Genomic DNA, 21,583 nt, shown 5'->3' with positions numbered 1-21,583 from the left:
CCCGACCCCTATTCGGCCGCGTCGGCTTCGGCATCAAATTCGATCAGCGCCACGATCGCGTCTTTGCTCGCTGCGACGAAGGCCGGATTTTTGTTCAGTTCGTCGAGCGTGCGCGGCGGATTGAACACGATGGTGCCGTCCGGGTCTTCGGCCGCAAAGGCGAGAAGCTCGGCGGCTTCCTCTTCGGCTTCTTCGATCGTCTCGCCGGCGGTGACGACGCCTGGAATGTCGGGAAACGACACGCTGTAGCTGCCGTCGGCGTCCTGATGGATCAAGGCGACGTAGTGCGCCATCACACCCGCTCCACGAAACTATCGACCACCTTCTTCTCGCCGGCCTTGTCGAACACGATGGTGAGTTTGTTGCCGTCGATCTTGGTGACGTGGCCGTAGCCAAACTTCTGGTGGAAGACGCGATCCTTCAGCGAGAACGCCGACTCGGTGCCGGTGGATTTAGCGACCAGCTCGCCCTCGATGGTGAAGGGGGCGCGGCGGGCGGTGCCGGATGAGTAGGACGAACCGCTCTCGCCGAAGCCGCCGCTGCGGCCACCGTTGCTGCCGCCACCGCTGCGACCGCGCTGCGCCTGGGCGCGCTGCCAGCCCGGGGTCGAATAGCTCGAGCCAAACGACTCGACGTTGTCGAACCGCGACGGGCCGTAGCCGCTCATGCCGCCCCAGCCGGAGCCGCCTTTCGACTCGGTGATCTCGACATTGGCGGCCGGGAGTTCATCGAGGAAGCGCGACGGGATAGTGGTGTTCCAGGTGCCGTGGATGCGGCGGTTGGTGGCGAAGTACAACTTCGCGCGCTTGCGGGCGCGGGTGATGCCGACATGGGCGAGGCGGCGCTCTTCCTCGAGGCCGGCGCGGCCCTGTTCGTCGAGCGCGCGCTGATGCGGAAACAGTCCTTCCTCCCAGCCGGGCAGGAACACAGTCTCGAATTCGAGGCCCTTGGCGGAGTGTAGCGTCATCACGCTGACGGCGTCCTCGTCGGCGCCGCCTTCGCGATCCATCACCAGCGAGATATGTTCGAGGAAGCCCTGCAGGTTCTCAAACTCTTCCATCGAGCGGACGAGTTCTTTCAGGTTTTCCAGCCGGCCGGCGGCATCGGCGGAGCGATCCTTCTGCCACATCTCGGTGTAGCCGCTCTCGTCGAGCACGATCTCGGCAAGCTCGGTGTGCGCCAGCGCGTCGCGCTGCACCTGCCAGCGTTCGAAACTCTCGATCAGTGCGCGCAGGCTGCCGCGCGCTTTCGGCTTCAGCTCGTCGGTGTCGATCACCATCCGCGCCGCCTCGAATAGCGGAATACGGCGCTTGCGGGCGTGATCATGCAGCATCTGCACGGTGGCGTCGCCGAGGCCGCGCTTCGGTACGTTGACGATGCGCTCGAAGGCGAGGTCGTCGGCGGGCGAGTTGATCACCCGCAAGTAAGCCAGCGCGTCGCGGATTTCGGCGCGCTCATAGAACCGCGGGCCGCCGATCACCCGGTAGGGCAGGCCGAGGGTGACGAAGCGGTCTTCGAACTCGCGCATCTGGAACGATGCGCGCACCAGGATGGCGATCTCGTTGAGCGCGTGGCCCTGACGCTGCAGCTGCTCGATCTCTTCGCCGATGGCGCGGGCTTCTTCTTCCGAATCCCACGCGCCGGTGACGGTGACCATCTCGCCGTCGACATCCTCGGTGCGCAGCGTCTTGCCGAGCCGGCCTTCATTGTGGGCGATCAGGTGCGACGCGGCGGCGAGGATGTGGCCGGTGGAGCGATAGTTGCGCTCAAGGCGAATGACCTTTGCGCCGGGAAAGTCGTGCTCGAAGCGCAGGATGTTGTCGACCTCGGCACCGCGCCAGCCGTAGATCGACTGATCGTCGTCGCCGACGCAGCAGATGTTTTTGGGGGGCGCCTTGTGCGTTTCGACGACGGCGGCCTGCTCCCTCTCCCCATCGGGGAGAGGGGTGGGGTGAGGGGGCACCGCGCTCTCGGACGGCCGTCCCCCCTCACCCGGCGAGCTACGCTCGCCGACCTCTCCCCGATGGGGAGAGGTGAGGAGGGGCTCGACTTCGCGTGTGGGTGTCGGCTTGCTTGGCGCCTGCGACAGCAGCCGCAGCCAGAGATACTGTGCGACGTTCGTGTCCTGATACTCGTCGACCAGGATGAATTTGAATCGGGATTGATACTGCCGCAGCACGTCGGGATGTTCGCGGAACAGCCGGATGTTTTCCAGCAGCAGATCGCCGAAATCGGCGGCGTTGAGGATCTTCAGCCGCTCCTGATACTGAGCGTAGAGCTTGCCGCCGCGGCCGTTGCCGAACATTGCGGCTTCGCCGGCCGGCACCTGCGACGGCGTCAGGCCGCGGTTCTTCCAGCCGTCGATCAGTCCGGCCAGCATTCGCGCCGGCCAGCGCTTGTCGTCGATATTGTCGGCGGCGAGCAGCTGCTTGAGCAGGCGGATCTGGTCGTCGGTGTCGAGCACGGTGAAGTTCGAGGTGAGCTGCACCAGTTCGGCGTGATAGCGCAGGATGCGGCCGCCGATCGAATGGAAGGTGCCGAGCCACGGCATGCCTTCGACCGCCTGGCCGAGCATCTGGCCGAGCCGCAGCTTCATCTCGCGCGCGGCCTTGTTGGTGAAGGTCACCGACAGGATCTCGGCGGGGCGGGCGCGGCCGGTGGAAAGGATATGGGCGATCCGCGTGGTCAGCACGCGGGTCTTGCCGGTGCCGGCGCCAGCCAGCACCAGCACCGGGCCGTCGAGCGTCTCCACGGCGTCGCGCTGCTCCGGATTGAGGCCGGACAGATAGGCCGGGCCAGCCGCGGCGCGGGCGCGCGCGGCGATGCCGCCGGCGGCGGGCTGATAGCTGGAGAGGTCGAGAGGCTGGCGCTTGGTCGGATCGGTCATGCGAATCGTTTTACCACCCACAGCCGGGCTGCGGGGCTCGAAGGGGAGCCTTTAGAGCAGGATTATCCGCCGATATAGGCGCGGCGGGCCGCTATCGACAGGTTCGGGCGCGCATCGCAGGCCGGCGCAGCGGCCGGTTAAGGCGATTTCGTTCCGATTTCTCGCGTGAAAATGACGCCTTGACACGCCGAAACCGGCCGGAACTTTCGTTCCAGCCTCGGATTGTTTCGCCAAGCGGCGCAGCCGAAACCGGCGGCGCCTCATCCCAAGAGGCAGCCGCCAGCGGGTGCCTGAAGCGAAACGGAGGTCATCACATGTTGGGTTGGGTCGTGACGTTTCTCGTGGTTGCGCTGATCGCGGGTCTGCTGGGTTTTGGCGGCATCGCCGGTGCGTCGATCGAAATCGCCAAGATCATCTTCTTCATCGCGATCGTGCTGTTCCTGATCTCGGCGGTAGTCAGCATCTTCCGCGGCCGCACACGGGTCTAAGACGCCGGCCGCTTCTTCGAGGGCATCGCGATGCTGCGTCCGATGCCCTCGGGTTGCGGAAGGGCCCGATGAGCTTCTGCCATCCGCGCGATGTTGGCGCGGATGTCGTCCGGAAACGGCGCGACTTTCCGGCTCGCCATATCGACGTGCATCGACATGTTCTCGGATGTCGCCGACAGCCAGCCATCCTCGGCATGGCGCAGTTCTTCGAAGGTGTGGATCCGCTTCTGGTCTGCCGCGACAATGTAGACCGCGACCTGCACCGGGTCGCCGAGATGAATCTCGCGCAAGTAGCGGACGTGAGCTTCGGCCGTGAAGGTCGAGCCGCCGCGCGTATTCAGATAATCGACGCCGATCCCGAGCTCGCTCCAGATCTGATCGATCGCGCGGTCGAACAGCACGTTGTAATAGGCCATGTTGAGGTGGCCGTTATAGTCGATCCAGCCGGGCTCGATCTGCATCACCGACGACAGGAACGGCCCAGATACGGTGCCGATTTCGCTGCTGCGATCTACTTCCAAAGTCAATCGTACCTCCCTTGACCCCTCCGGTATCCTTTGCCACGGTCGCCCCGTTCCGAAGGAGTTTTTATCGTGGGCCTGACCATCACCAACACGCCGAAGCGCGCCGAGCCGCAGGCCGTGGCGAGCGCCATTGAAACGCTCGCGGCGCGGTTCGGCAACCGCCTCGTCACCTCGCTTGCGGTGCGCGAGCAGCACGGCCACACCACGACCTGGCTGCCGAACCAGCCGCCGGACGCGGTGGTGATGGCGCAGGACACTGCGGACATTCAGGACACGGTGCGGATCTGTGCGCAGCACAACGTGCCGGTGATTGCGTTCGGCACCGGCACCTCGCTGGAAGGTCATGTCAACGCGCCGGCCGGCGGCGTCTGCATCGATCTCCGCGACATGAACAAGATCCTCGCCGTCCACGCCGAGGATCTCGACTGCGTGATTCAGCCCGGCGTCACCCGCAAGGCGCTGAACGAGAACCTGCGCGACCAGGGCCTGTTCTTCCCGATCGATCCCGGCGCCGACGCCTCGATCGGCGGCATGGCGGCGACCCGCGCCTCCGGCACCAATGCGGTGCGCTACGGCACGATGCGTGACAACATCCTGGCGCTGAAGGTGGTGCGCGGCGACGGCGAGATCATCACCACCGGCACCCGCGCCAAGAAGTCGGCCGCCGGCTACGACCTGACCCACCTGTTCGTCGGCTCGGAAGGCACGCTCGGCATCATCTCCGAACTGACCATCAAGCTGCGCGGCATCCCGGAGACGATCGCGGCAGCGTCGTGCTCGTTCCCCTCGGTCAGCGACGCCTGCCAGGCGGTGATCCTGGCGATCCAGACCGGTATTCCGCTGGCCCGGATCGAGCTGATGAGCGAATCCCAGGTCAAGGCGGTGAATGCCTATTCCAAGCTGACGCTGCCGGAGACGCCGCTGCTGCTGCTCGAATTCCACGGCAGCGAAGTCGAAGTCGGCGAGCAGTCGAAGAATTTCGGCACCATCGCCAAGGACTGCGGCGGCGGCGACTTCACCTGGACCACCCGTCCGGAAGACCGCAACAAGCTGTGGCAGGCCCGGCACGATGCCTATTGGTCGGTGCGGGCGCTGCGCCAGGGTGACGGCGTCGGCGTCGTCGCCACCGACGTCTGCGTACCGATCTCGCGGCTGGCTGATTGCGTCGGCGAGACCGAGGCCGATCTCAACCGGCTCGGGCTGCTGGCGCCGATCGTCGGCCATGTCGGCGACGGCAACTTCCACTGCTCGCTGCTGTGCGACGTCAACGACGCCGAAGAGCTGAAGCGCGCCGATGAGTTCATGCACCGGCTGGTGGAACGGGCGCAGTCGATGGACGGCACCTGCACCGGCGAGCACGGCATCGGCCAGGGCAAGCAGAAGTATCTGCAGGCCGAGCTCGGTCTCGAAGCGCTGCAGGCGATGCGTGCGATCAAGCAGGCGCTTGATCCGCAGAACATCTTCAATCCCGGCAAGATCCTGCCGCAAGGGATTTGAACCACAGCAACTTTGGGCCGCGTGAATCCGCCGCTTGAAGTTGCTGTGAGTTCGCCACAGTCTGTCGCTAGGCGTTGAAATCACGAAAGAACGACGCCAGCGAGGGGCGTCACAACGCCCCCGAGGGGAGACCGCGTGCAGACGACGCTGCTCGGCCTGGCTATCGCGCTGATCCTGGCGCTGCTCGCCGCGCTGGTCGGGCCGTATCTGATCGACTGGAACCAGTTTCGCGGGCCGTTTGAGGCCGAAGCGACGCGGCTGCTCGGCGCCCAGGTTCGCGTCGCCGGCACGCTTGATGCGCGGCTGTTGCCGACGCCGTCGCTGCGGTTGCAGCAGGTGACGGTGGGTGGCGCCAACGACGCCGGCCGGGTCGGTGCCGCCAAGCTCGATGTCGAATTCAGCCTCGGCTCGCTGATGCGCGGCGAGCTGCGCGCCGCCGAACTGTCGATCAACGGATTGGCGCTCGATCTCGGCCTCGATCCGCAGGGCCGGCTCGACTGGCCGGCGGCCGGACTGTCCAATCTCGCCGCGCTCACCGTCGATCGGCTCAACCTGACGGGACGGATCGCGCTGCATGATGCGGCGAGCCGCAGCAATCTCGAACTCAGCGACATCGCATTCTCCGGCGAGCTGCGGGCGCAGGCCGCGGCGCTGCGTGGCGACGGCAATTTCCTGCTCGGCGGCCAGCGCTATCCGTTCCGGCTGTCAACCAGCCGCGCAGCGGACAGCGACGCGATCCGGCTGCGCGCCGGGATTAGCCACGGCGCCGGCGGGATCGCGGCAGATCTCGACGGCTTGGTGAGGTTCGAGCAAAGCCGGCCCCGGTTCGACGGCACAGCTTCGCTCGCGGCGCTCGCGGCTGCGGCGGGAGAGACGCCGCGGACGCCGTGGCGGCTCGCCGCCAAGATCGAGGCCGATCCGGCGCTCGCGCGGCTGGATAAGGTTGAGGTCTCCTGGGGCGCTGACGACCGCGCACTGAAGCTGACCGGCAGCGGCGAAGCACGGTTTGGCGCGGCGCCACGGCTCGATGCCAAGCTGTCGGCGCGGCAGCTCGATGCCGACCGGCTGCTCGCGAAGCCCGGCGATGTAGCGCCGCCGCTGCCTTGGCTGGCGCGGCTGCGCGATCTGGCGGCGTCATTGCCGCGACCGCCATTGCCGGCGCGTGTGTCGCTCGACGCCGACCAGATCATGATCGGCAATCGCCCGGTCACCGATCTCGCCGCCGAACTGCGCGGCGATCCGCAGGCCTGGCAGATCGAGCAACTCGAGCTGCGGGCGCCCGGCGGCACCCGGTTGGCGCTGCGCGGCGGCGCGGGGGCTGCGGACGCGGCGATCACCGGCACGCTCGATCTGTCCGCCAGCGATCCGGATCTGCTCGCCGCCTGGCTGCAGGGTCGCACGCCGGCCGCCGGTGGCATGACCAAGGCGCTGCGGATCGCCGGCGGGGTCCGCGCCGGCTCCGACGCTTGGGTGCTCGATCCGCTGACGGTGCAGAGCGGCGGCGACACACTGCGCGGCCGCTTCGCCTATCGGGCGCGGCGCGATGATCAAGGCGCGCAGATCGACGCCGAGCTGAAGGGCGATAGCGCCGATCTCGACGCCGCGCTGCAATGGGCACGGACGCTGGCCGGTCCCGAGGGCGGCTGGCCGGAGCAGGCCAGCCTCACGCTCGATCTCGGCAAGCTCAGCGTCGGCGATCAGGTGTGGCAGCCTGCGGCGCTGCGGCTGGCGTATGATCCGCACCGGATCGCGCTCGACCGTTTGAAGCTCGGCACCACCGGCGGATTGCTGCTGGAAGGTGAGGGAGCCCTCGATCGCGACAACGCCGCCGGACGATTGAGCCTCACAGCGCGGGCACCGTCGCCGGGGCCGATCGCGGCGGCAATCGATCCGTTCGCGCCAGCCGTTGCGGCCCGGCTGAAGGCATTGCCTGCCGAGGCCGGTGAGGCACGCGCCAAGCTCACACTGTCGACCGAGAAATCCGGCGCGGCGCGGGACCATGTCGAGGCCAGCGGCTTGCTCGAACTGACCACGCCGCAGCTCAGCGGCCGTTTGACCGTGAAGTCGAGCCCGCCCGCTGCCGAGCTGGGCAAGCTTGATCTCGATGCGCTGGGCCTAAGCGAGCTCAAGCTCGACGGCGAGCTGTCGGCGCCCCGCGGCGAGGCGTTGATGGCGTTGCTCGGGCTCGACCGCGTGATCGCTGCCGGCGATGGCGCGGCGACGCTGCAAGCTTCGGGCACCGGCAAATGGCGCGGGGGGCTGCGCGGCAAAGCCAAGCTGACAGCGACTCGGCTCAACGCCGAGGCGAACGGCGAGATCGAGCCGTTCGCGGCCGAGCCGAAGGCGGCGCTGTCGCTGAACGCACGCAAGCTGGATCTGGCGCCGCTGCTCGATCTGCCGTCCTCCGCCACGAGCGATGCGCCGCTGTCGCTGGCGACGCAACTGACGGTCGCCGGCCACAAATGGACCTTCAAGGACATCGACGCCGGCATTGCCGGCTCGCGGCTGCGCGGCCGGCTGGTGCTGACCCGCGGCGAGACGGCCGAACTCGACGGCGAAGCCGGGATCGACACGCTGCCGCTCGGACCGGCACTGCAGCTCGCGCTCGGTGCCGCCGGCCGCCCGGCCGACGAGCCGCTCCGGCAGGGCTGGCTGCGCGGCTGGCGGGGCAAGATTGCGTTTCAGGCGGTGCGGGCCGAGCTGCCGGGCGGCAGCGAGCTGCAGCCTCTACGCGGCGTGATCCGCAGCGACGGGCGGTCACTGACGCTCGAAAGCAATGGCAAGCTCGGCGGCGGCGACGCCAAGGCGGTGCTGACCGCCAAACCGGTCGACGCCGGTATGGCGCTCGATGCGCAGCTCAGTTTGAAGGATGCCGACGCCGCGGCGCTGCGCGATGGCGCGCTCGCGCTGCCGCCAGGGAAGCTGTCGCTGCAAGCCACGCTGGCGAGCAGCGGCCGCAGTGCGTCGGCGCTCGCCGGCGCGCTGTCCGGCGGGGGCACGGTGACGCTGTCGCAGGCGACGATCTCTGGCCTCGACCCAGGCGCATTTGCCGTCGCGATCCGCGCCGCCGATCAGGGCCAGCCGGTTGATGCCGACCATCTGGCGAAGCTGGTCGAGCCGGCGCTGAAGGCCGGGCCGCTGAAAGTCGACAGCGCGCAGTTTCCGATCAGTGTCAGCGACGGCCGCTTCAAGCTGGCGCCGACCACGCTGCAGGCCAAGGACGCCCGCGCGATGGTGTCGGGCGGCTACGATGTGGCGGCGGGGCAGGCCGATCTGCGGGTCGCGCTGATTCAGGGCGAGCCGGCCCAGGAGCTGCCGCCGGAGATTCGAGTCTTCGCGGCCGGGCCGCCGGACCGGATGGAGTGGTCTGTCGATCTGTCGGGATTGTCGTCGTGGCTGTCGATCCGCCGGATCGATCGCGAGACCCGCAAGCTGCAGCAGCTCGAACAGAGCGGCAAACCAGCCGCTGCCGCCGATCCGCCGGCACCGACTCAGTCCCCAGCCAATGCCGATCGCGCTCCGGCGCAGACCTCGAGCCTGCCGCCGCCCACCACACCGGCGAACTCGGACACGGCGCCCCCGGTAACACGCGCGCCATCGGGCAATCCTCAAGCCGTGCCGAAAACCGTGCCCGAGGCTACACCACAGCCGGCCGCTCCGGGCATCGGGCAGGGCGCTGCGATCAGCCCGGCACCGCCGCTCACGCCGCCATTGCCGGATGCCGATCCGCGCCGGGTGACACCGAAGCCGCGCGCTCAGCCGCAACGACCGTCGCAGCCTCAGCCGCAAACGTCATCTCAGCCGCAAGCATCGACCGCTGCGCCTTCGACATCGCGCGAAAAGCTCGCGCCACTGCCGCCGCCTTTGGAGATCAAACCTGCACCAGGAGACGCGCGCCCGTTACGGCCGCGTCCGCCCCTGATGTTGTCGCCCCCGAGTGCGAGGGCGACCGACTGATCAGCGCACCGATCGAACGATCAGTGCGCTGTCAGCGAGCTCTCGGTCTTGGTATCTGCCACTGCCTGCTGCTGCGCCTGCAAGGCGCGGCTGCGGAAGTAGTCGAGCACGAACAGCCGGATCGCCGAGGACAGGTTTCCCTGCTGACGATTGCTGTCGATCTCTCCGACGAGCTCGGACAAAGTCATGTCCCGCACGCTGGAGATTTCCTTCATGCCGTTCCAGAACGCTTCTTCGAGGCTGACACTGGTCTTGTGGCCCGCGACCACGATCGACCGTTTCACCACCGGCGATTTCATGACGCGTCCTCGCCACCGATTATGTGTTGATCGAGCAGTTGATTGGCGCGGCTGACATGATGTTGGTCGAGCGCACGCTGCGATTTGGTCCTGCCAAATCGTGCGCGATTGGCATCTGCGAGTTTAGCGGCTGCTTCCCGCTCGGCTCGCTTCTTGAAGCGTTTCAAATTGACCACGTCGGTCATAACGTCACCCATCATCGATTAAATCGGCAACGGGCGTCGCCAGCCAGGCGGGCACGAATGCACGAAGCCATTAGAGGCTCGATCACCATCAAGAACAAAACCATATCGCTGCTTGGATGTGGTTCAACACTTATTCCGTAAATCGAATAAGGCCGCCGAACCACACCGCCGCAAGTGCAAGTTGACCAATCTGGGCGCGCAAGGGATATGATTTACATCAATTTCCGAAAGGGCATTTTTACGACTCTCGGGGCATCCCGCGAGGCTAGCCCGGATGCGTCATTTTGTCCGGCCGCACCAGCCGGTCAAAATCGACCGCACTGATCAGCCCCGAGCTCACCGCTTCCTCCTTCAAGGTCGTACCACGCTGGTGAGCCGCCTTGGCGATCTTGGCGGCGTTGTCGTAGCCGATGGTCGGCGCCAGCGCCGTCACCAGCATCAGTGAGCGCTGCATCAATTCGCCGATCCGTTGCTCATCGGCGCGGATGCCGTCGACGCAGTTGGTGGTGAACGAACGCGCCGCATCCGCCAGCAGCCCGATCGACTGCAGCATCGCCTGCGCCATCACCGGCTTGTAGACGTTGAGTTCGAAATGGCCCTGGCTGCCGGCGACGGTCAGCGTGGTCTGATTGCCGAACACCTGGCAGCACACCATGGTCATCGCCTCGCACTGCGTCGGGTTGACCTTGCCGGGCATGATCGACGAGCCGGGCTCGTTCTCGGGCAGGATCAGTTCGCCGAGGCCGGAGCGCGGGCCGGAGCCGAGCAGGCGGATGTCGTTGGCGATCTTGAACAGCGCGGTGGCGGCGGCATTCAGAGCGCCATGCACGAACACGTAGGCGTCGTTGCCGGCGAGCGCTTCGAATTTATTCGGCGCCGTGACGAACGGCAGCTTGGTAATCGCAGCGGCGCGCTTGGCGAACGCCTTGGCGAATTTCGGATGGGTGTTCAGCCCGGTGCCGACGGCGGTGCCGCCCTGCGCCAGCGGATACAGCTCCTTTAGCGCCGATTTGATCCGGGCGATGCTGCTGGCGAGCTGCGCTGCGTAGCCGGAGAACTCCTGGCCCAGCGTCAGCGGGGTGGCATCCTGGGTGTGAGTCCGCCCGATCTTGACGATCTTGGCGAACGCCTTCTCCTTCTTGCGCAGCGCGTCGTGCAGCAGCGTCAGCGCCGGGATCAGGTCCGAAGTCATCGCCTGCGCGGCGGCGATGTGCATGGCGGTCGGGAACGAGTCGTTCGACGACTGGCTCATGTTGACGTGATCGTTGGGATGCACCGGCTTCTTCGAACCGCGCTCCCCGCCGAGCAGTTCGTTGGCGCGGTTGGCGATCACCTCGTTGAGGTTCATGTTGGTCTGGGTGCCGGAGCCGGTCTGCCACACCACCAGCGGGAAGTGATCGTCATGGGTGCCGTCGATCACTTCGCGCGCGGCGCGGACGATTGCGCCGGCGCGGCGGTTGTCGAGCAGGCCGAGTTCTTTGTTGGTCTCGGCCGCGGCCAGCTTGACGATGGCCAGCCCTCGGATGATGCCGATCGGCATCCGCTCGGTGCCGATGCGGAAATTCTGCCGCGAGCGTTCGGTCTGCGCGCCCCAGTAACGATCGGCGGCGACATCGATCGGACCGAAGCTGTCGGTCTCGCTTCGGGTCGCAGCAGAACGCGCGGGGCGGGGAGAGCGGGGCGTGCGGGCCATGATCATCGTCCTGGGAGTTGAGGGTCGAAGAGGGGCGCGGCGGCGCAGGCCGGCAACGCCAAGCGCGCCGGAACGATCCAGCGCGCGGAAGATCTGATAATCGGCAGGGTCGTTACTTCTTGCGGAAGCGGTCGAGGCGCACCACTTCGGCGCCTTCGCCGGAGCGCGCCGGCTGGTCGTCGGAGGATTCGTCGCTGTCGATGGTGGCAGTGGACGACGGCAGCGCCACAGGCGTCGGAGCCGCGGTCACCAGTTCGGTGACGTCGTCGGACTCGCCGGTCTCGTCGACCTCATCGGCGGCTTCGAATTGCAGCCCGAACTTCACCGACGGATCGAAGAAGCTCTTGATCGCTGCGAACGGCACCACCAGCCGCTCCGGAATGCCGCCGAACGACAGCCCGACCTCGAAGCGGTCCTCAGTGACGACGAGGTCCCAGAACTGATGCTGCAGCACCACGGTCATTTCTTCCGGGTACTGCGCCAGCAGCCGCGGCGACAGCTTCACGCCGTCGCCCTTCGACTGGAAGGTGATGAAGAAGTGATGCTCTCCGGGCAGGCCGTTCTGAGCGACGTCGGTGAGGACGTGACGCAGAACGCCGCGCAAGGCATCGCGCGCGAGCACGTCGTATCGGATGTGGTCGGTGGCCATGTCGTCGTCCCGTCTCGTCGTTCCGTCGCTCGGATGCCTGAAGGCTGGTTCGGCACTGGGGGCGGGGCCCGACTCGCGCCGAACATCATGCTACCCCGGCCGCCGCGTATGGTCAGCACCTATCGCGGCAGAATTGTGCGGCGCCGCGCCGGAGAAACCGGCGGCAAGCCATCCTCCAGCCTGCAAATTCTGAACGAGCAAGGCATGATTAGAATGAGTGGAGGCTTCTGTTGCCAGGTGCCTCCGAACCCCGCCTAACGGAGCTTAACCCGTTAGGGCTTTAAAGTGGTCTTTCAAACTGCCTTACGCAGCCTGAGCAACCGGAGCATAGTTGTCGTTGGCAACTATTGCAGTAGCCCGATAACGGCGGAACAATACCGGGAAAAAGCGAGCCCTTTACGCCCTCGTCGATCCTATTTCGCCCCCGCCGAAACCCGCCTTTCCGAAACGAAAAGAGCGGGCTTGGGTGGAGGCGCCGGGTACCGCCCCCGGGTCCGAATGGTTTATTGCGGCGGCCATTTATTTCCATAGTCGGGTTGCCCCGACGCTCCCAATATAGGGGGCAATGCCGGCCGGCGAAAGGGCCTAGCGGCCAAGCACTTGTGGGCGGACGGCCGGGACTTCCGAACGGCCGGTCCAGCATCCGGGCAGCTTCGCTGTGCGCGAACAGGGGGACGGCGGAAAAGCCGGTAGTTGTGCTCCTCGCGGCGGTCTAAAGCTTGCGAATGGCTCTTATCGATGCACCCGATCGTGATGCAGGGGGCGCCGCGGCTGCTCCGGCCCCCGGCCTCGGGGAGCTGTTCGTCGCCTTCGCCAAGATGTCGCTGGCCGGGTTTGGCGGCGTGCTGGTGTGGGCCCGGCGGGCGATCGTCGAACAGCATCGCTGGATGACCGCCGACGAGTTCAATGAGACCTTCGCGCTCTGTCACTTCTTGCCGGGACCGAACATCGTCAACCTGTCGGTGGTGTTTGGATCGCGGTTCCGGGGCATCCCCGGGGCGATCGCCGCGTTTGCCGGGCTGCTCGGTCCGCCGCTGCTGATCGTGACGCTGCTGGCGGTGCTGTACGCCCATTACGGCGAGCTGGAGACCCTGCGGCGCATCCTGGCCGGGGTGTCCTACGCGGCGATCGGGCTGCTGTTCGCCGTGGTGTTCAAGATGCTGATGCCGCTGCTGCGCAAGCGTGACCCGGTCGCGATCGGACTGCTGGTCGCGGTGTTTGTCGCGGTCGGCGTGCTGCGGCTGCCGATGCCGTGGGTGCTGGCGGTCGCGGTGCCGTTCAGCATCGCCGCAACCTACCTGCTGCGGAGACGCGCCGCATGACCGGGGCGCCTTCGCTCGGCGGTCTCGCCGCAACCTTCAGCACGATGTCGCTGTTCGCGATCGGCGGCGCCAATGCGGCGCTGCCGGAGATCCACCGCGTCGCCGTTACGCTCAACCATTGGCTGACCGAGCAGCAATTCGCCGACGCCTTTGCGATCGCCCAGCTCTCGCCGGGACCCAACGTGCTGATCGTCACGCTGATCGGCTACCAGGCCGCCGGGCTCGCCGGCGCGCTGGTGGCGACCGTCGGGATGTGCGGGCCGAGCGCGACGCTGGCCTATGTGGTCAGCCGGCTGCTGGGCCGGGCCGGCCAATCGCCATGGCCCGGGATCATCCAGGCGGCGCTGGTGCCGCTGTCGATCGGGCTGATGGCGGCGAGCGGCCTGATCCTGGCGCTGGGCTCGGACCGGTCCGCCGGGGCTGTGATCCTGACCGCGACGGTCGCGGTGCTGGCGGCGGTGACCCGGATCAATCCGCTGTGGCTGTTGCTCGCCGGCGGCGTGTTGGGATTTGCCGGCGTTGTTTGATCCAAGCCGATAGGCCAAAGACAGAAGATGCCGTTCGCGAGGCGGGCGGTGCGCAGTGCGGGGAGGGACCGATGGACGAAGCGCCAAGCGGGTTGCGTGAGCGATCGGTATTTCCGAGCTGGATCCGCGGACCGCAGGATTTCGTCGGCGGGCTGGCGCTGATGGTGGTGGCGGCCTTCGCGCTGTGGGCGGCCAGCGACCTCGGCGGCATGCAGGGCTTTCGCTTCGGTGCCGGCACGGTGCCGCGGCTGCTGGCGGTGCTGCTGCTCGGCCTGGGCGCGGTGGTCGCCGCGACCGGGATCTTCGCCCCCGGCGAGCAGCTGGCGAAATTCCATTGGCGCGGGCCGTTGTTCGTCGGCCTCGCGATCCTGTCGTTCGCGGTGACGATCCGGCCGCTCGGCCTGGTGATCGCGGCGTTCTCGAGTTTCCTGATCGCGGCGCTGGGGACGCCGGAAACGCGCTGGGGCGAGACCTTCGTGGTCGGCCTGGTGCTGACCGCGGCCTGCTGCGGGCTGTTCGTATATGGGTTGGCGCTGCCGTTCGCGCTGTGGCCCGCCTTCCTGACGCAGTGAGGCCGGGATGATGGATCTGTTTTCCAACCTCGCGCTCGGCTTCCAGGTCGCCGCGTCGCCGACCAATCTGTTGCTCTGCCTGACCGGCGCGCTGGTCGGCACCTTGATCGGTGTGCTGCCGGGGATCGGCACTATCGCCACGGTGGCGATGCTGCTGCCGATCACCTTCGGCCTGCCGCCGGTCGGCGCGCTGATCATGCTTGCCGGCATCTATTACGGCGCCCAATACGGTGGCTCCACCACCTCGATCCTGGTCAACATTCCGGGTGAAGCGACCTCGGTGGTGACGACGCTCGACGGCTTCCAGATGGCCAAGCAGGGCCGCGCCGGCCCGGCGCTGGCGATCGCGGCGATCGGCTCGTTCGCCGCCGGCTGCTTCGCCACCGTGCTGATCGCGCTGGTCGGCGAGCCGCTGACCCGGCTGGCGCTGGAGTTCGGGCCCGCCGAGTACTTCTCGCTGATGGTGCTGGGCCTGGTGTTCGCCGTGGTGCTGGCGCGCGGCTCGGTGCTGAAGGCGGTAGCGATGATCGTGTTCGGGCTGCTGCTGTCGACGGTCGGCTCCGACATCGAAACCGGCGTGTCCCGGATGACCTTCGATGTTCCGGAACTGGCCGACGGGCTCGGCTTCGCCACCGTGGCGATGGGGGTGTTCGGGTTCGCCGAGATCATCCGCAACCTCGATTTCGGTGCCGCGACCGACCGCGAACTGGTGCAGCAGAAGATCACCGGGCTGATGCCGACCCGGAAGGATTTGCGCGACGCCGCGCCGGCGATTGGCCGCGGCACCATCCTGGGGTCGCTCCTCGGCATCCTGCCTGGCGGCGGGGCGGTGATCGCCTCGTTCGCCGCCTATACGCTGGAGAAGAAGATTGCGCGCGACCCGAAACGGTTCGGGCGCGGCGCGATCGAGGGCGTGGCGGCGCCGGAAAGCGCCAACAACGCCGCCGCCCAGACCTCGTTCATCCCGTTGCTGACGCTCGGCATTCCGCCGAACGCGGTGATGGCCCTGATGGTCGGCGCGATGACCATTCATAACATCGTGCCCGGGCCTCAGGTGATGAAGAACCAGCCCGAACTGGTCTGGGGCATGATCGCCTCGATGTGGATCGGCAACCTGATGTTGCTGGTGATCAATCTGCCGTTAGTGGGTATTTGGGTGCGGCTGCTCCGCGTCCCGTACCGGCTGATGTTTCCGTCGATCGTGGTGTTCTGCTGCATCGGGATCTACTCGGTGAACAACGCCCCGGTCGATGTCATCCTGGCGGGCGCCTTCGGACTGATCGGCTACTGGCTGGTGAAGCACGACTTCGAACCGGCGCCGCTGCTGCTCGGCATGGTGCTGGGTCCGCTGATGGAAGACAATCTGCGGCGCGCGCTGCTGATCTCGCGTGGCGATGCCTCGGTATTCATCACCCGGCCGCTGTCGGCCTCACTGCTGGTGGTAGCCGCCGGCCTGCTGATCCTGGCGGTATTACCTATGCTGCGGCGCAAGCGCGACGAAGTGTTTGTCGAGTCCGAAGGGTAATTTCAGCGCCGCCAATCCCGCATCGCCGCAACGTCGTTTTCGCCGGTTGATCTGATAGCGAGTAATTCGCTATCACCACGTCTTTCCGGCGGAGACGCACAATGCATTTGTTTGACGGAGCGAGCGCAGCGAGGTGCGCTGCGATCGCCCTGATGGCACTCTGGGTGTCGCCCGCCGCGGCCGCCGAGCCGGACCGGTTGGACCAGATCGATTTTCCCGTTCGTACCGTCACCGTCGTGGTTCCGTTCGCCAGGGGCGGACCGACCGATACTGTCACTCGGCTGATTACTGCCGAGATGGCGAAGACGCTCGGTCAGCCGATCGAAATTGAGAACATGCTCGGTGCGGGTGGTACGTTGGCGGCGACCCGCGTTGCTCACGCCGCACCCGACGGTCACACGTTGATCGTCGGCCATCTTGGAACTCACGGCGCCGCGGTGGCGCTGTTCCCCAAGCTTGCCTATCGGCCCGACAAGGACTTCTCGCCGGTTGCGCTGCTCACCGAGATGCCCGTCCTGCTGCTGGCCCGGAAGCAGTTCCCGCCGAAGGACCTCAGCGAGTTCGCGTCCTACGTGAAATCGCACACCGACAACCTCAACGTCGCACATGCCGGCTTCGGCTCGGTGTCATACGCCTCGTGCCTGCTGCTCAACCGCCTGCTCAAGGTCGATCCGACCGGGGTGCCGTTCAGCGGCACCGGTCCGGCGCTGCAGGCGCTGATGGAAGGGCAGGTCGATTACATGTGCGACCAGATCGTCAATGCGGTGCCAGCGCTGCGCGAAGGCAAGATCAAGGCCTATGTGATTGCCTCGTCCGAGCGCGATCCGGTGGTTCCCGACATACCCACCGCCCGTGAAGCCGGGCTGCCCGGCTTCCAGGTCGGAGCCTGGACCGGCCTGTTCGCGCCCCGCGGCACGCCGGAACCGATCGTCGCCAAGATCAACGCGGCGGTCTCCCGGGCCCTCGACCAGTCGGATGTCAGGACCCGGCTGACCGACCTCGGCGCCCTGGTGCCGCGGCCCGAGCAGCGCGCCCCTGTCGTGCTGGCCCAGCTCGTCCAGGACGAGATCAACCGCTGGGAAGAGGTGGTGAAGGGAAACATCCCCTAGCTTCAACCTCCGGGCGGAGGCCGATCACGGGCCTGCGTGTGGAAGGGCGGCGCGGCGGCCTTGCCGTGGCCGCCGTCCCGGGCCATTTTCGCAGCCTGTCCGGATTCTCCTTAAAGCCCACGCGCCCGCAGGCCTGAACGGCCGCGTCCGCGGCATCTTCGAGCCACATCGCCGATGATCCAATATCAGGACCTGCTCGAACGCATCTTGAGCGACGGGGCGGAGAAGCACGACCGCACCGGCACCGGAACGCTGTCGGTGTTCGGGCATCAGATGCGCTTCGATCTTGCGGCCGGATTCCCGATGGTGACCACCAAGCGGCTGCCGCTGAAGGCGATCGTCCACGAGTTGCTGTGGTTCCTGAAGGGCGACACCAACATCAAATATTTGCACGATCACGGCGTCACGATCTGGGACGAGTGGGCGGACGCCAATGGCGATCTCGGCCCGGTCTATGGCGCGCAATGGCGCTCCTGGCCGACCGCGGACGGCGGCTCGATCGACCAGATCGCCAACGTGGTCGAGATGATCAAGCGCAATCCGGATTCACGGCGCTTGATGGTCACGGCGTGGAATCCGGCCGACGTCGAGAAGATGGCGCTGCCGCCGTGCCATTGCCTGTTCCAATTCTACGTCGCGAACGGCAAGCTGTCGTGCCAGCTGTATCAGCGCTCCGCCGACGTGTTTCTCGGCGTGCCGTTCAACATCGCGTCCTACGCGCTGCTGACCATGATGGTGGCGCAAGTCACCGGTTTGAAGCCGGGCGATTTCGTTCACACCCTCGGCGATGCGCATCTGTATTCCAATCACCTGGAGCAGGCGCGGCTGCAACTGACCCGCGCGCCGCGCGCGCTGCCGGTAATGACGATCAATCCGGCGGTGAAGGACATCTTCGGCTTCCGCTACGAGGATTTCACCCTGACCGGCTACGACCCGCACCCGCACATCAAGGCCGAGGTGGCGGTGTGAGTAGTAACGCCGCGGAGGTAGCAGGCCTGTCGATCGTCCTGGTCGTCGCCGTCGCTGACAATGGCGTGATCGGGCAGGGCAACGCGATCCCGTGGCGGCTGAAGTCGGATCTGCAGCGGTTCAAACAGCTCACGCTGAACAAGCCGGTGATCATGGGCCGCAAGACCTATCAGTCGATCGGCCGGCCGTTACCCGGGCGCACCAACATCGTGGTCACGCGCGATGCGGCGTTTACGGCTCCGGGCGTGGTGGTGGCGCCGTCATTTACGGCGGCCGAAGAGGTCGCTCGCGGCGATGCGCTGCGGCGTTTTGCCACCGAGATTGCGGTGATCGGCGGGGCGGAGATCTACACGCAGTGGCTGCCACGCGCGGCGCGGATCGAACTCACCGAAGTGCATGCGCAGCCCGCCGGTGATACCTCGTTTCCGCCGATCAGTCCGGAACAATGGCGTGAAGTGGCACGCGAACGTCATACGGCCGGGCCGCACGACAGCGCTGATTTTTCCTATGTGACGTATCGACGCGAAACCATGTGCTGAGCGGGGGCGCGGCACCGTTTGCAATTGACAAACCTTCGTCAAGGCTTAGCTCGCAACGCGGAATGACGCGCGTTGTGCCCGGGGGGACGGTCCCCTATAAAGCCGGGCAGACTGCGGCCGTTCGGCTGCGAAGGAGATGTTTGAATGCCGTGGAAGAATCAAGGCGGAGGCCCGTGGGGTTCAGGCCCCAAGGGTCCGTGGGGCTCGGGGCCACAATCATCGGGACCGCGGCCGCCTGATCTTGAAGACCTGCTCCGTCGTGGTCAGGACCGGCTGCAACAGATTCTTCCCGGCGGCCATTTCAGCGGGCTCGGTATCGCGATCGTGCTGCTCGGCGCGCTGGCGATCTGGGGCCTGTCCGGCTTCTTCCGGGTCCAGTCGGAAGAGCTCGGCGTGGTGCTCCGCTTCGGCAAGCACGTCCGCACCGTGCAGCCGGGTCTGAACTATCATCTGCCGTATCCGATCGAGACCGTGCTGCTGCCGAAGGCGCTGCGCGTCAACACGATCAGCATCGGCATGACGCTCATGAACGATCCGGCCCGCCGCGGTGCGACCATGCACGACGTGCCGGAAGAGAGCCTGATGCTGACCGGCGACGAGAACATCGTCGATGTCGACTTCACCGTGCTGTGGCGGATCAAGCCCGACGGCGTCGGCGACTACCTGTTCAACATCCAGAGCCCGCAGGGCACGGTGAAGGCGGTGGCCGAGAGCGCGATGCGCGAAGTGATCGGCCGCTCCGACATTCAGCCGATCCTGACCGGCGCCCGCTCCACCATTGAAAACGCCGTGCAGGAACTGATGCAGCGGACGCTCGACAGCTACGGCGCCGGCGTGCTGGTGCAGCAGGTGCAGCTGCAGAAGGTTGACCCGCCGCAGCAGGTGATCGACGCCTTCCGCGACGTGCAGGCCGCGCGCGCCGACCAGGAGCGCATGCAGAACGAAGCGCAGACCTACGCCAATCGCGTCATCCCCGACGCCAAGGGCCGCGCTTCGCAGATCATCCAGAACGCCGAAGGCTACAAGGGCCAGGCGGTCGCCGAGGCCAAGGGCCAGAGCGCGCGCTTCCTGGACGTGTACGAGGAATACAAGAAGGCCCCTGCGGTGACCCGCGAACGTATCTATCTTGAAACCATGGAGCGCGTGCTCGGCTCCGCCGACAAGCTTGTCTACGATCCGGGCGCCGGCAATGCGCAAGGCATCGTGCCCTATCTGCCGCTGAACGAACTGACCCGGCGCTCGTCGCCGCCGGCAACCGTGCAGCAGAACCAGCAGCCGATGGGCGGAGGCAACCGATGAAGGCCGGAGTCGCAGGAGTCGTCGCGCTGATCGTGGCGCTGGTCGCGGTCATCGTCGGCTGGTCGTCGCTGTTCACCGTGAATCAGACCGAGCAGGTGCTGCTGGTCCGCCTCGGCGAGCCGGTGCGGGTCGTCACCGAGCCGGGTCTGCATTTCAAGGCGCCGTTCATCGATACGGTGATCAGCATCGACAAACGGATTCTCGACCTCGAGAACCCGTCCCAGGAAGTGATCGCCGCCGACCAGAAGCGGCTCGTGGTGGATGCGTTCGCGCGCTACCGGATCAAGAACGCGCTGCGCTTCTATCAGAGCGTCGGCTCGATCCCGGCCGCCAACGTGCAGCTCACCACGCTGCTCAACGCGTCGCTGCGCCGCGTGCTCGGCGAGGTCACCTTCATCCAGGTGGTGCGCGACGAGCGTGAGGCTCTGATGGGCCGCATCCGTGCCCAGCTCGACAAGGAAGCGGAAGGCTACGGCATCTCGGTGGTCGACGTCCGGATCCGCCGCGCCGATCTGCCCGACCAGAACAGCCAGGCGGTGTATCAGCGGATGCAGACCGAGCGTCAGCGTGAAGCCGCCGAGTTCCGCGCGCAGGGCGGCCAGAAGGCGCAGGAGATCCGCTCCAAGGCCGACCGCGAAGCCACCGTGATCATCGCCGAGGCCAATTCCGAGGCCGAGCAGATCCGCGGTTCGGGCGATGCCGAGCGTAACCGGCTGTTCGCGACGGCGTACTCGAAGGACCCCGAGTTCTTCGCGTTCTACCGGTCGATGACCGCTTACGAGCAGTCGCTGAAGAGCAACGACACCCGATTCCTGCTGCGGCCTGACTCGGACTTCTTCCGGTTCTTCGGCAGCCCGGACGGGCGGGCTGCCACGAACGGCGCTGCGCCGGCCGCGGCTGCAGCTCCGGCGGCACCTGCCGCACCGCGCTAAACCGGAACCACGATATTGCAACGGGCCGCCCACCAGCGGCCCGTTTGCTTTTGGCGTTACCCTTCGCCTGCTATGGCCGGTTAAGGCTCCGGTCAGAAGGCGCGACAAAACAACCCTGTAGAGCCGCAGTTGGATTTCAATCGGACGCGGAATTGCTCTAGAACAGGCCGATCAACAGCGGCGCGCGCTGAGCTGCGCTGGGACAACAAGGGCCGCGCGCCGGCCGGGAGGAAGCTGTCGCATGAGGTCTTTCGCGTTCGCCGACCTCCTCATCGGCGTGGGATTGCTGTTCGTTCTGGAAGGCCTGATCTTCGCGGCCAGCCCGAATTGGATGCGGCGGGCGATGAAGAGCGCACTGGAAACTCCGGACAATGTGCTGCGCGCGGTCGGCATCGGCTCCGCGGTCGGTGGCCTGCTGCTGATCTGGCTGGTCCGGCACTGAGGCGCGTATCCGGCGTTGTCGCGCCGGTGACGGTGCCGGAATGCTGTCACGACGTTTTCAACCACGACATCGGGTTTGACGCTGGTTTTCGCCGCAATCAGCGGCGCGGATAGGGTAGCTTCGTTCACCACCGATGCTTGCGCCGGTCCCAGGATCGGGCGCAGTGTT

General features: G+C 66.5%; 20 protein-coding genes and 1 other RNA gene. 13 read left to right on the top strand and 8 right to left on the bottom strand.

Annotated features, from left to right (window positions below):
* Positions 1–8 precede the first annotated feature (8 nt).
* Positions 9–293 carry a type II toxin-antitoxin system HicB family antitoxin gene (locus tag LRC39_RS17990; protein ID WP_346295159.1) on the bottom strand — a complete coding sequence of 95 codons (285 nt, stop codon included), beginning with the start codon at positions 291–293 and terminating at the stop codon, positions 9–11.
* Positions 293–2,887 carry an ATP-dependent helicase gene (locus LRC39_RS17985; protein ID WP_346295158.1) on the bottom strand — a complete coding sequence of 865 codons (2,595 nt, stop codon included), beginning with the start codon at positions 2,885–2,887 and terminating at the stop codon, positions 293–295. The genes LRC39_RS17990 and LRC39_RS17985 overlap by 1 nt, the downstream gene beginning before the upstream one ends.
* Before the next feature lie 314 nt (positions 2,888–3,201).
* Between LRC39_RS17985 and LRC39_RS17980 the strand changes: the two genes are divergently transcribed.
* Positions 3,202–3,375, top strand: coding sequence for a DUF1328 domain-containing protein (locus tag LRC39_RS17980; RefSeq protein ID WP_107345284.1), 174 nt, complete (start codon positions 3,202–3,204; stop codon positions 3,373–3,375).
* On the opposite strand, the gene LRC39_RS17975 is transcribed toward LRC39_RS17980, so the two are convergent.
* Positions 3,372–3,902, bottom strand: a complete 531-nt coding sequence (locus LRC39_RS17975; RefSeq protein ID WP_346295157.1) for a thioesterase family protein — start codon at positions 3,900–3,902, stop codon at positions 3,372–3,374. The genes LRC39_RS17980 and LRC39_RS17975 overlap by 4 nt on opposite strands.
* Positions 3,903–3,968: 66 nt before the next feature.
* On the opposite strand from LRC39_RS17975, the gene LRC39_RS17970 reads away from it, so the two are divergent.
* Both LRC39_RS17970 and LRC39_RS17965 read left to right on the top strand, forming a co-directional pair.
* Positions 3,969–5,396: an FAD-binding oxidoreductase gene (locus tag LRC39_RS17970; protein ID WP_346295156.1), complete on the top strand. Its 1,428-nt coding sequence runs from the start codon at positions 3,969–3,971 to the stop codon at positions 5,394–5,396.
* Between the two features lie 135 nt (positions 5,397–5,531).
* A complete protein-coding gene (locus LRC39_RS17965; RefSeq protein ID WP_346295155.1) occupies positions 5,532–9,353 on the top strand; it encodes an AsmA family protein in 3,822 nt (1,273 codons plus the stop codon).
* A gap of 20 nt (positions 9,354–9,373) precedes the next feature.
* On the opposite strand, the gene LRC39_RS17960 is transcribed toward LRC39_RS17965, so the two are convergent.
* The 5 genes from LRC39_RS17960 to ssrA all read right to left on the bottom strand — a co-directional run bounded on the left by LRC39_RS17960 (position 9,374) and on the right by ssrA (position 12,764).
* The gene (locus LRC39_RS17960; protein ID WP_011159041.1) at positions 9,374–9,652 is read right to left on the bottom strand and encodes a ribbon-helix-helix domain-containing protein; all 279 of its coding nucleotides are present in this window, start codon (positions 9,650–9,652) and stop codon (positions 9,374–9,376) included.
* The gene (locus tag LRC39_RS17955) at positions 9,649–9,837 is read right to left on the bottom strand and encodes a DUF4169 family protein (RefSeq protein WP_107346670.1); all 189 of its coding nucleotides are present in this window, start codon (positions 9,835–9,837) and stop codon (positions 9,649–9,651) included. The genes LRC39_RS17960 and LRC39_RS17955 overlap by 4 nt, the downstream gene beginning before the upstream one ends.
* 265 nt (positions 9,838–10,102) lie before the next feature.
* Entirely contained in the window at positions 10,103–11,530 is a 1,428-nt protein-coding gene (gene fumC / locus LRC39_RS17950) for a class II fumarate hydratase (RefSeq protein ID WP_346295154.1), read from the bottom strand.
* Positions 11,531–11,642: 112 nt separating this feature from the next.
* Positions 11,643–12,179, bottom strand: a complete 537-nt coding sequence (locus LRC39_RS17945; protein ID WP_346295153.1) for an SspB family protein — start codon at positions 12,177–12,179, stop codon at positions 11,643–11,645.
* A gap of 216 nt (positions 12,180–12,395) precedes the next feature.
* Positions 12,396–12,764, bottom strand: a transfer-messenger RNA (tmRNA) gene (ssrA, locus tag LRC39_RS17940).
* Positions 12,765–12,904: 140 nt separating this feature from the next.
* Here ssrA and LRC39_RS17935 point away from each other — a divergent pair.
* From LRC39_RS17935 to LRC39_RS17890, 10 genes are all read left to right on the top strand, one after another.
* Complete coding sequence (locus LRC39_RS17935) at positions 12,905–13,501, top strand: chromate transporter (RefSeq protein WP_346295152.1); 597 nt, start codon at positions 12,905–12,907, stop codon at positions 13,499–13,501.
* Positions 13,498–14,028, top strand: coding sequence for a chromate transporter (locus LRC39_RS17930; protein WP_107356316.1), 531 nt, complete (start codon positions 13,498–13,500; stop codon positions 14,026–14,028). Before LRC39_RS17935 ends, LRC39_RS17930 begins: the two co-directional genes overlap by 4 nt.
* Positions 14,029–14,099: 71 nt before the next feature.
* On the top strand, positions 14,100–14,600 hold the full coding sequence (locus tag LRC39_RS17925; protein ID WP_346295151.1) for a tripartite tricarboxylate transporter TctB family protein: 501 nt from the start codon (positions 14,100–14,102) through the stop codon (positions 14,598–14,600).
* 7 nt (positions 14,601–14,607) lie between these two features.
* Positions 14,608–16,125: a tripartite tricarboxylate transporter permease gene (locus LRC39_RS17920; RefSeq protein ID WP_199852151.1), complete on the top strand. Its 1,518-nt coding sequence runs from the start codon at positions 14,608–14,610 to the stop codon at positions 16,123–16,125.
* Between the two features lie 101 nt (positions 16,126–16,226).
* Positions 16,227–17,234 carry a tripartite tricarboxylate transporter substrate-binding protein gene (locus LRC39_RS17915; RefSeq protein WP_346295150.1) on the top strand — a complete coding sequence of 336 codons (1,008 nt, stop codon included), beginning with the start codon at positions 16,227–16,229 and terminating at the stop codon, positions 17,232–17,234.
* Positions 17,235–17,408: 174 nt separating this feature from the next.
* Complete coding sequence (locus LRC39_RS17910; protein WP_346295149.1) at positions 17,409–18,203, top strand: thymidylate synthase; 795 nt, start codon at positions 17,409–17,411, stop codon at positions 18,201–18,203.
* Positions 18,200–18,742, top strand: coding sequence for a dihydrofolate reductase (locus LRC39_RS17905; RefSeq protein ID WP_346295148.1), 543 nt, complete (start codon positions 18,200–18,202; stop codon positions 18,740–18,742). The genes LRC39_RS17910 and LRC39_RS17905 overlap by 4 nt, the downstream gene beginning before the upstream one ends.
* Before the next feature lie 144 nt (positions 18,743–18,886).
* Positions 18,887–20,041: an FtsH protease activity modulator HflK gene (gene hflK / locus LRC39_RS17900; protein ID WP_107345273.1), complete on the top strand. Its 1,155-nt coding sequence runs from the start codon at positions 18,887–18,889 to the stop codon at positions 20,039–20,041.
* Positions 20,038–20,973, top strand: a complete 936-nt coding sequence (gene hflC, locus LRC39_RS17895) for a protease modulator HflC (protein ID WP_107345272.1) — start codon at positions 20,038–20,040, stop codon at positions 20,971–20,973. Before hflK ends, hflC begins: the two co-directional genes overlap by 4 nt.
* A gap of 241 nt (positions 20,974–21,214) precedes the next feature.
* A complete protein-coding gene (locus LRC39_RS17890) occupies positions 21,215–21,415 on the top strand; it encodes a DUF2065 domain-containing protein (protein WP_107345271.1) in 201 nt (66 codons plus the stop codon).
* The last annotated feature ends 168 nt before the right edge of the window (positions 21,416–21,583 follow it).

It is taken from the genome of Rhodopseudomonas sp. P1 (assembly GCF_039642825.1).
GTDB lineage: Bacteria > Pseudomonadota > Alphaproteobacteria > Rhizobiales > Xanthobacteraceae > Rhodopseudomonas > Rhodopseudomonas palustris_H.
Note: the sequence above shows the minus strand (reverse complement) of the source record. Positions and strands in the feature narration are given on the sequence as shown.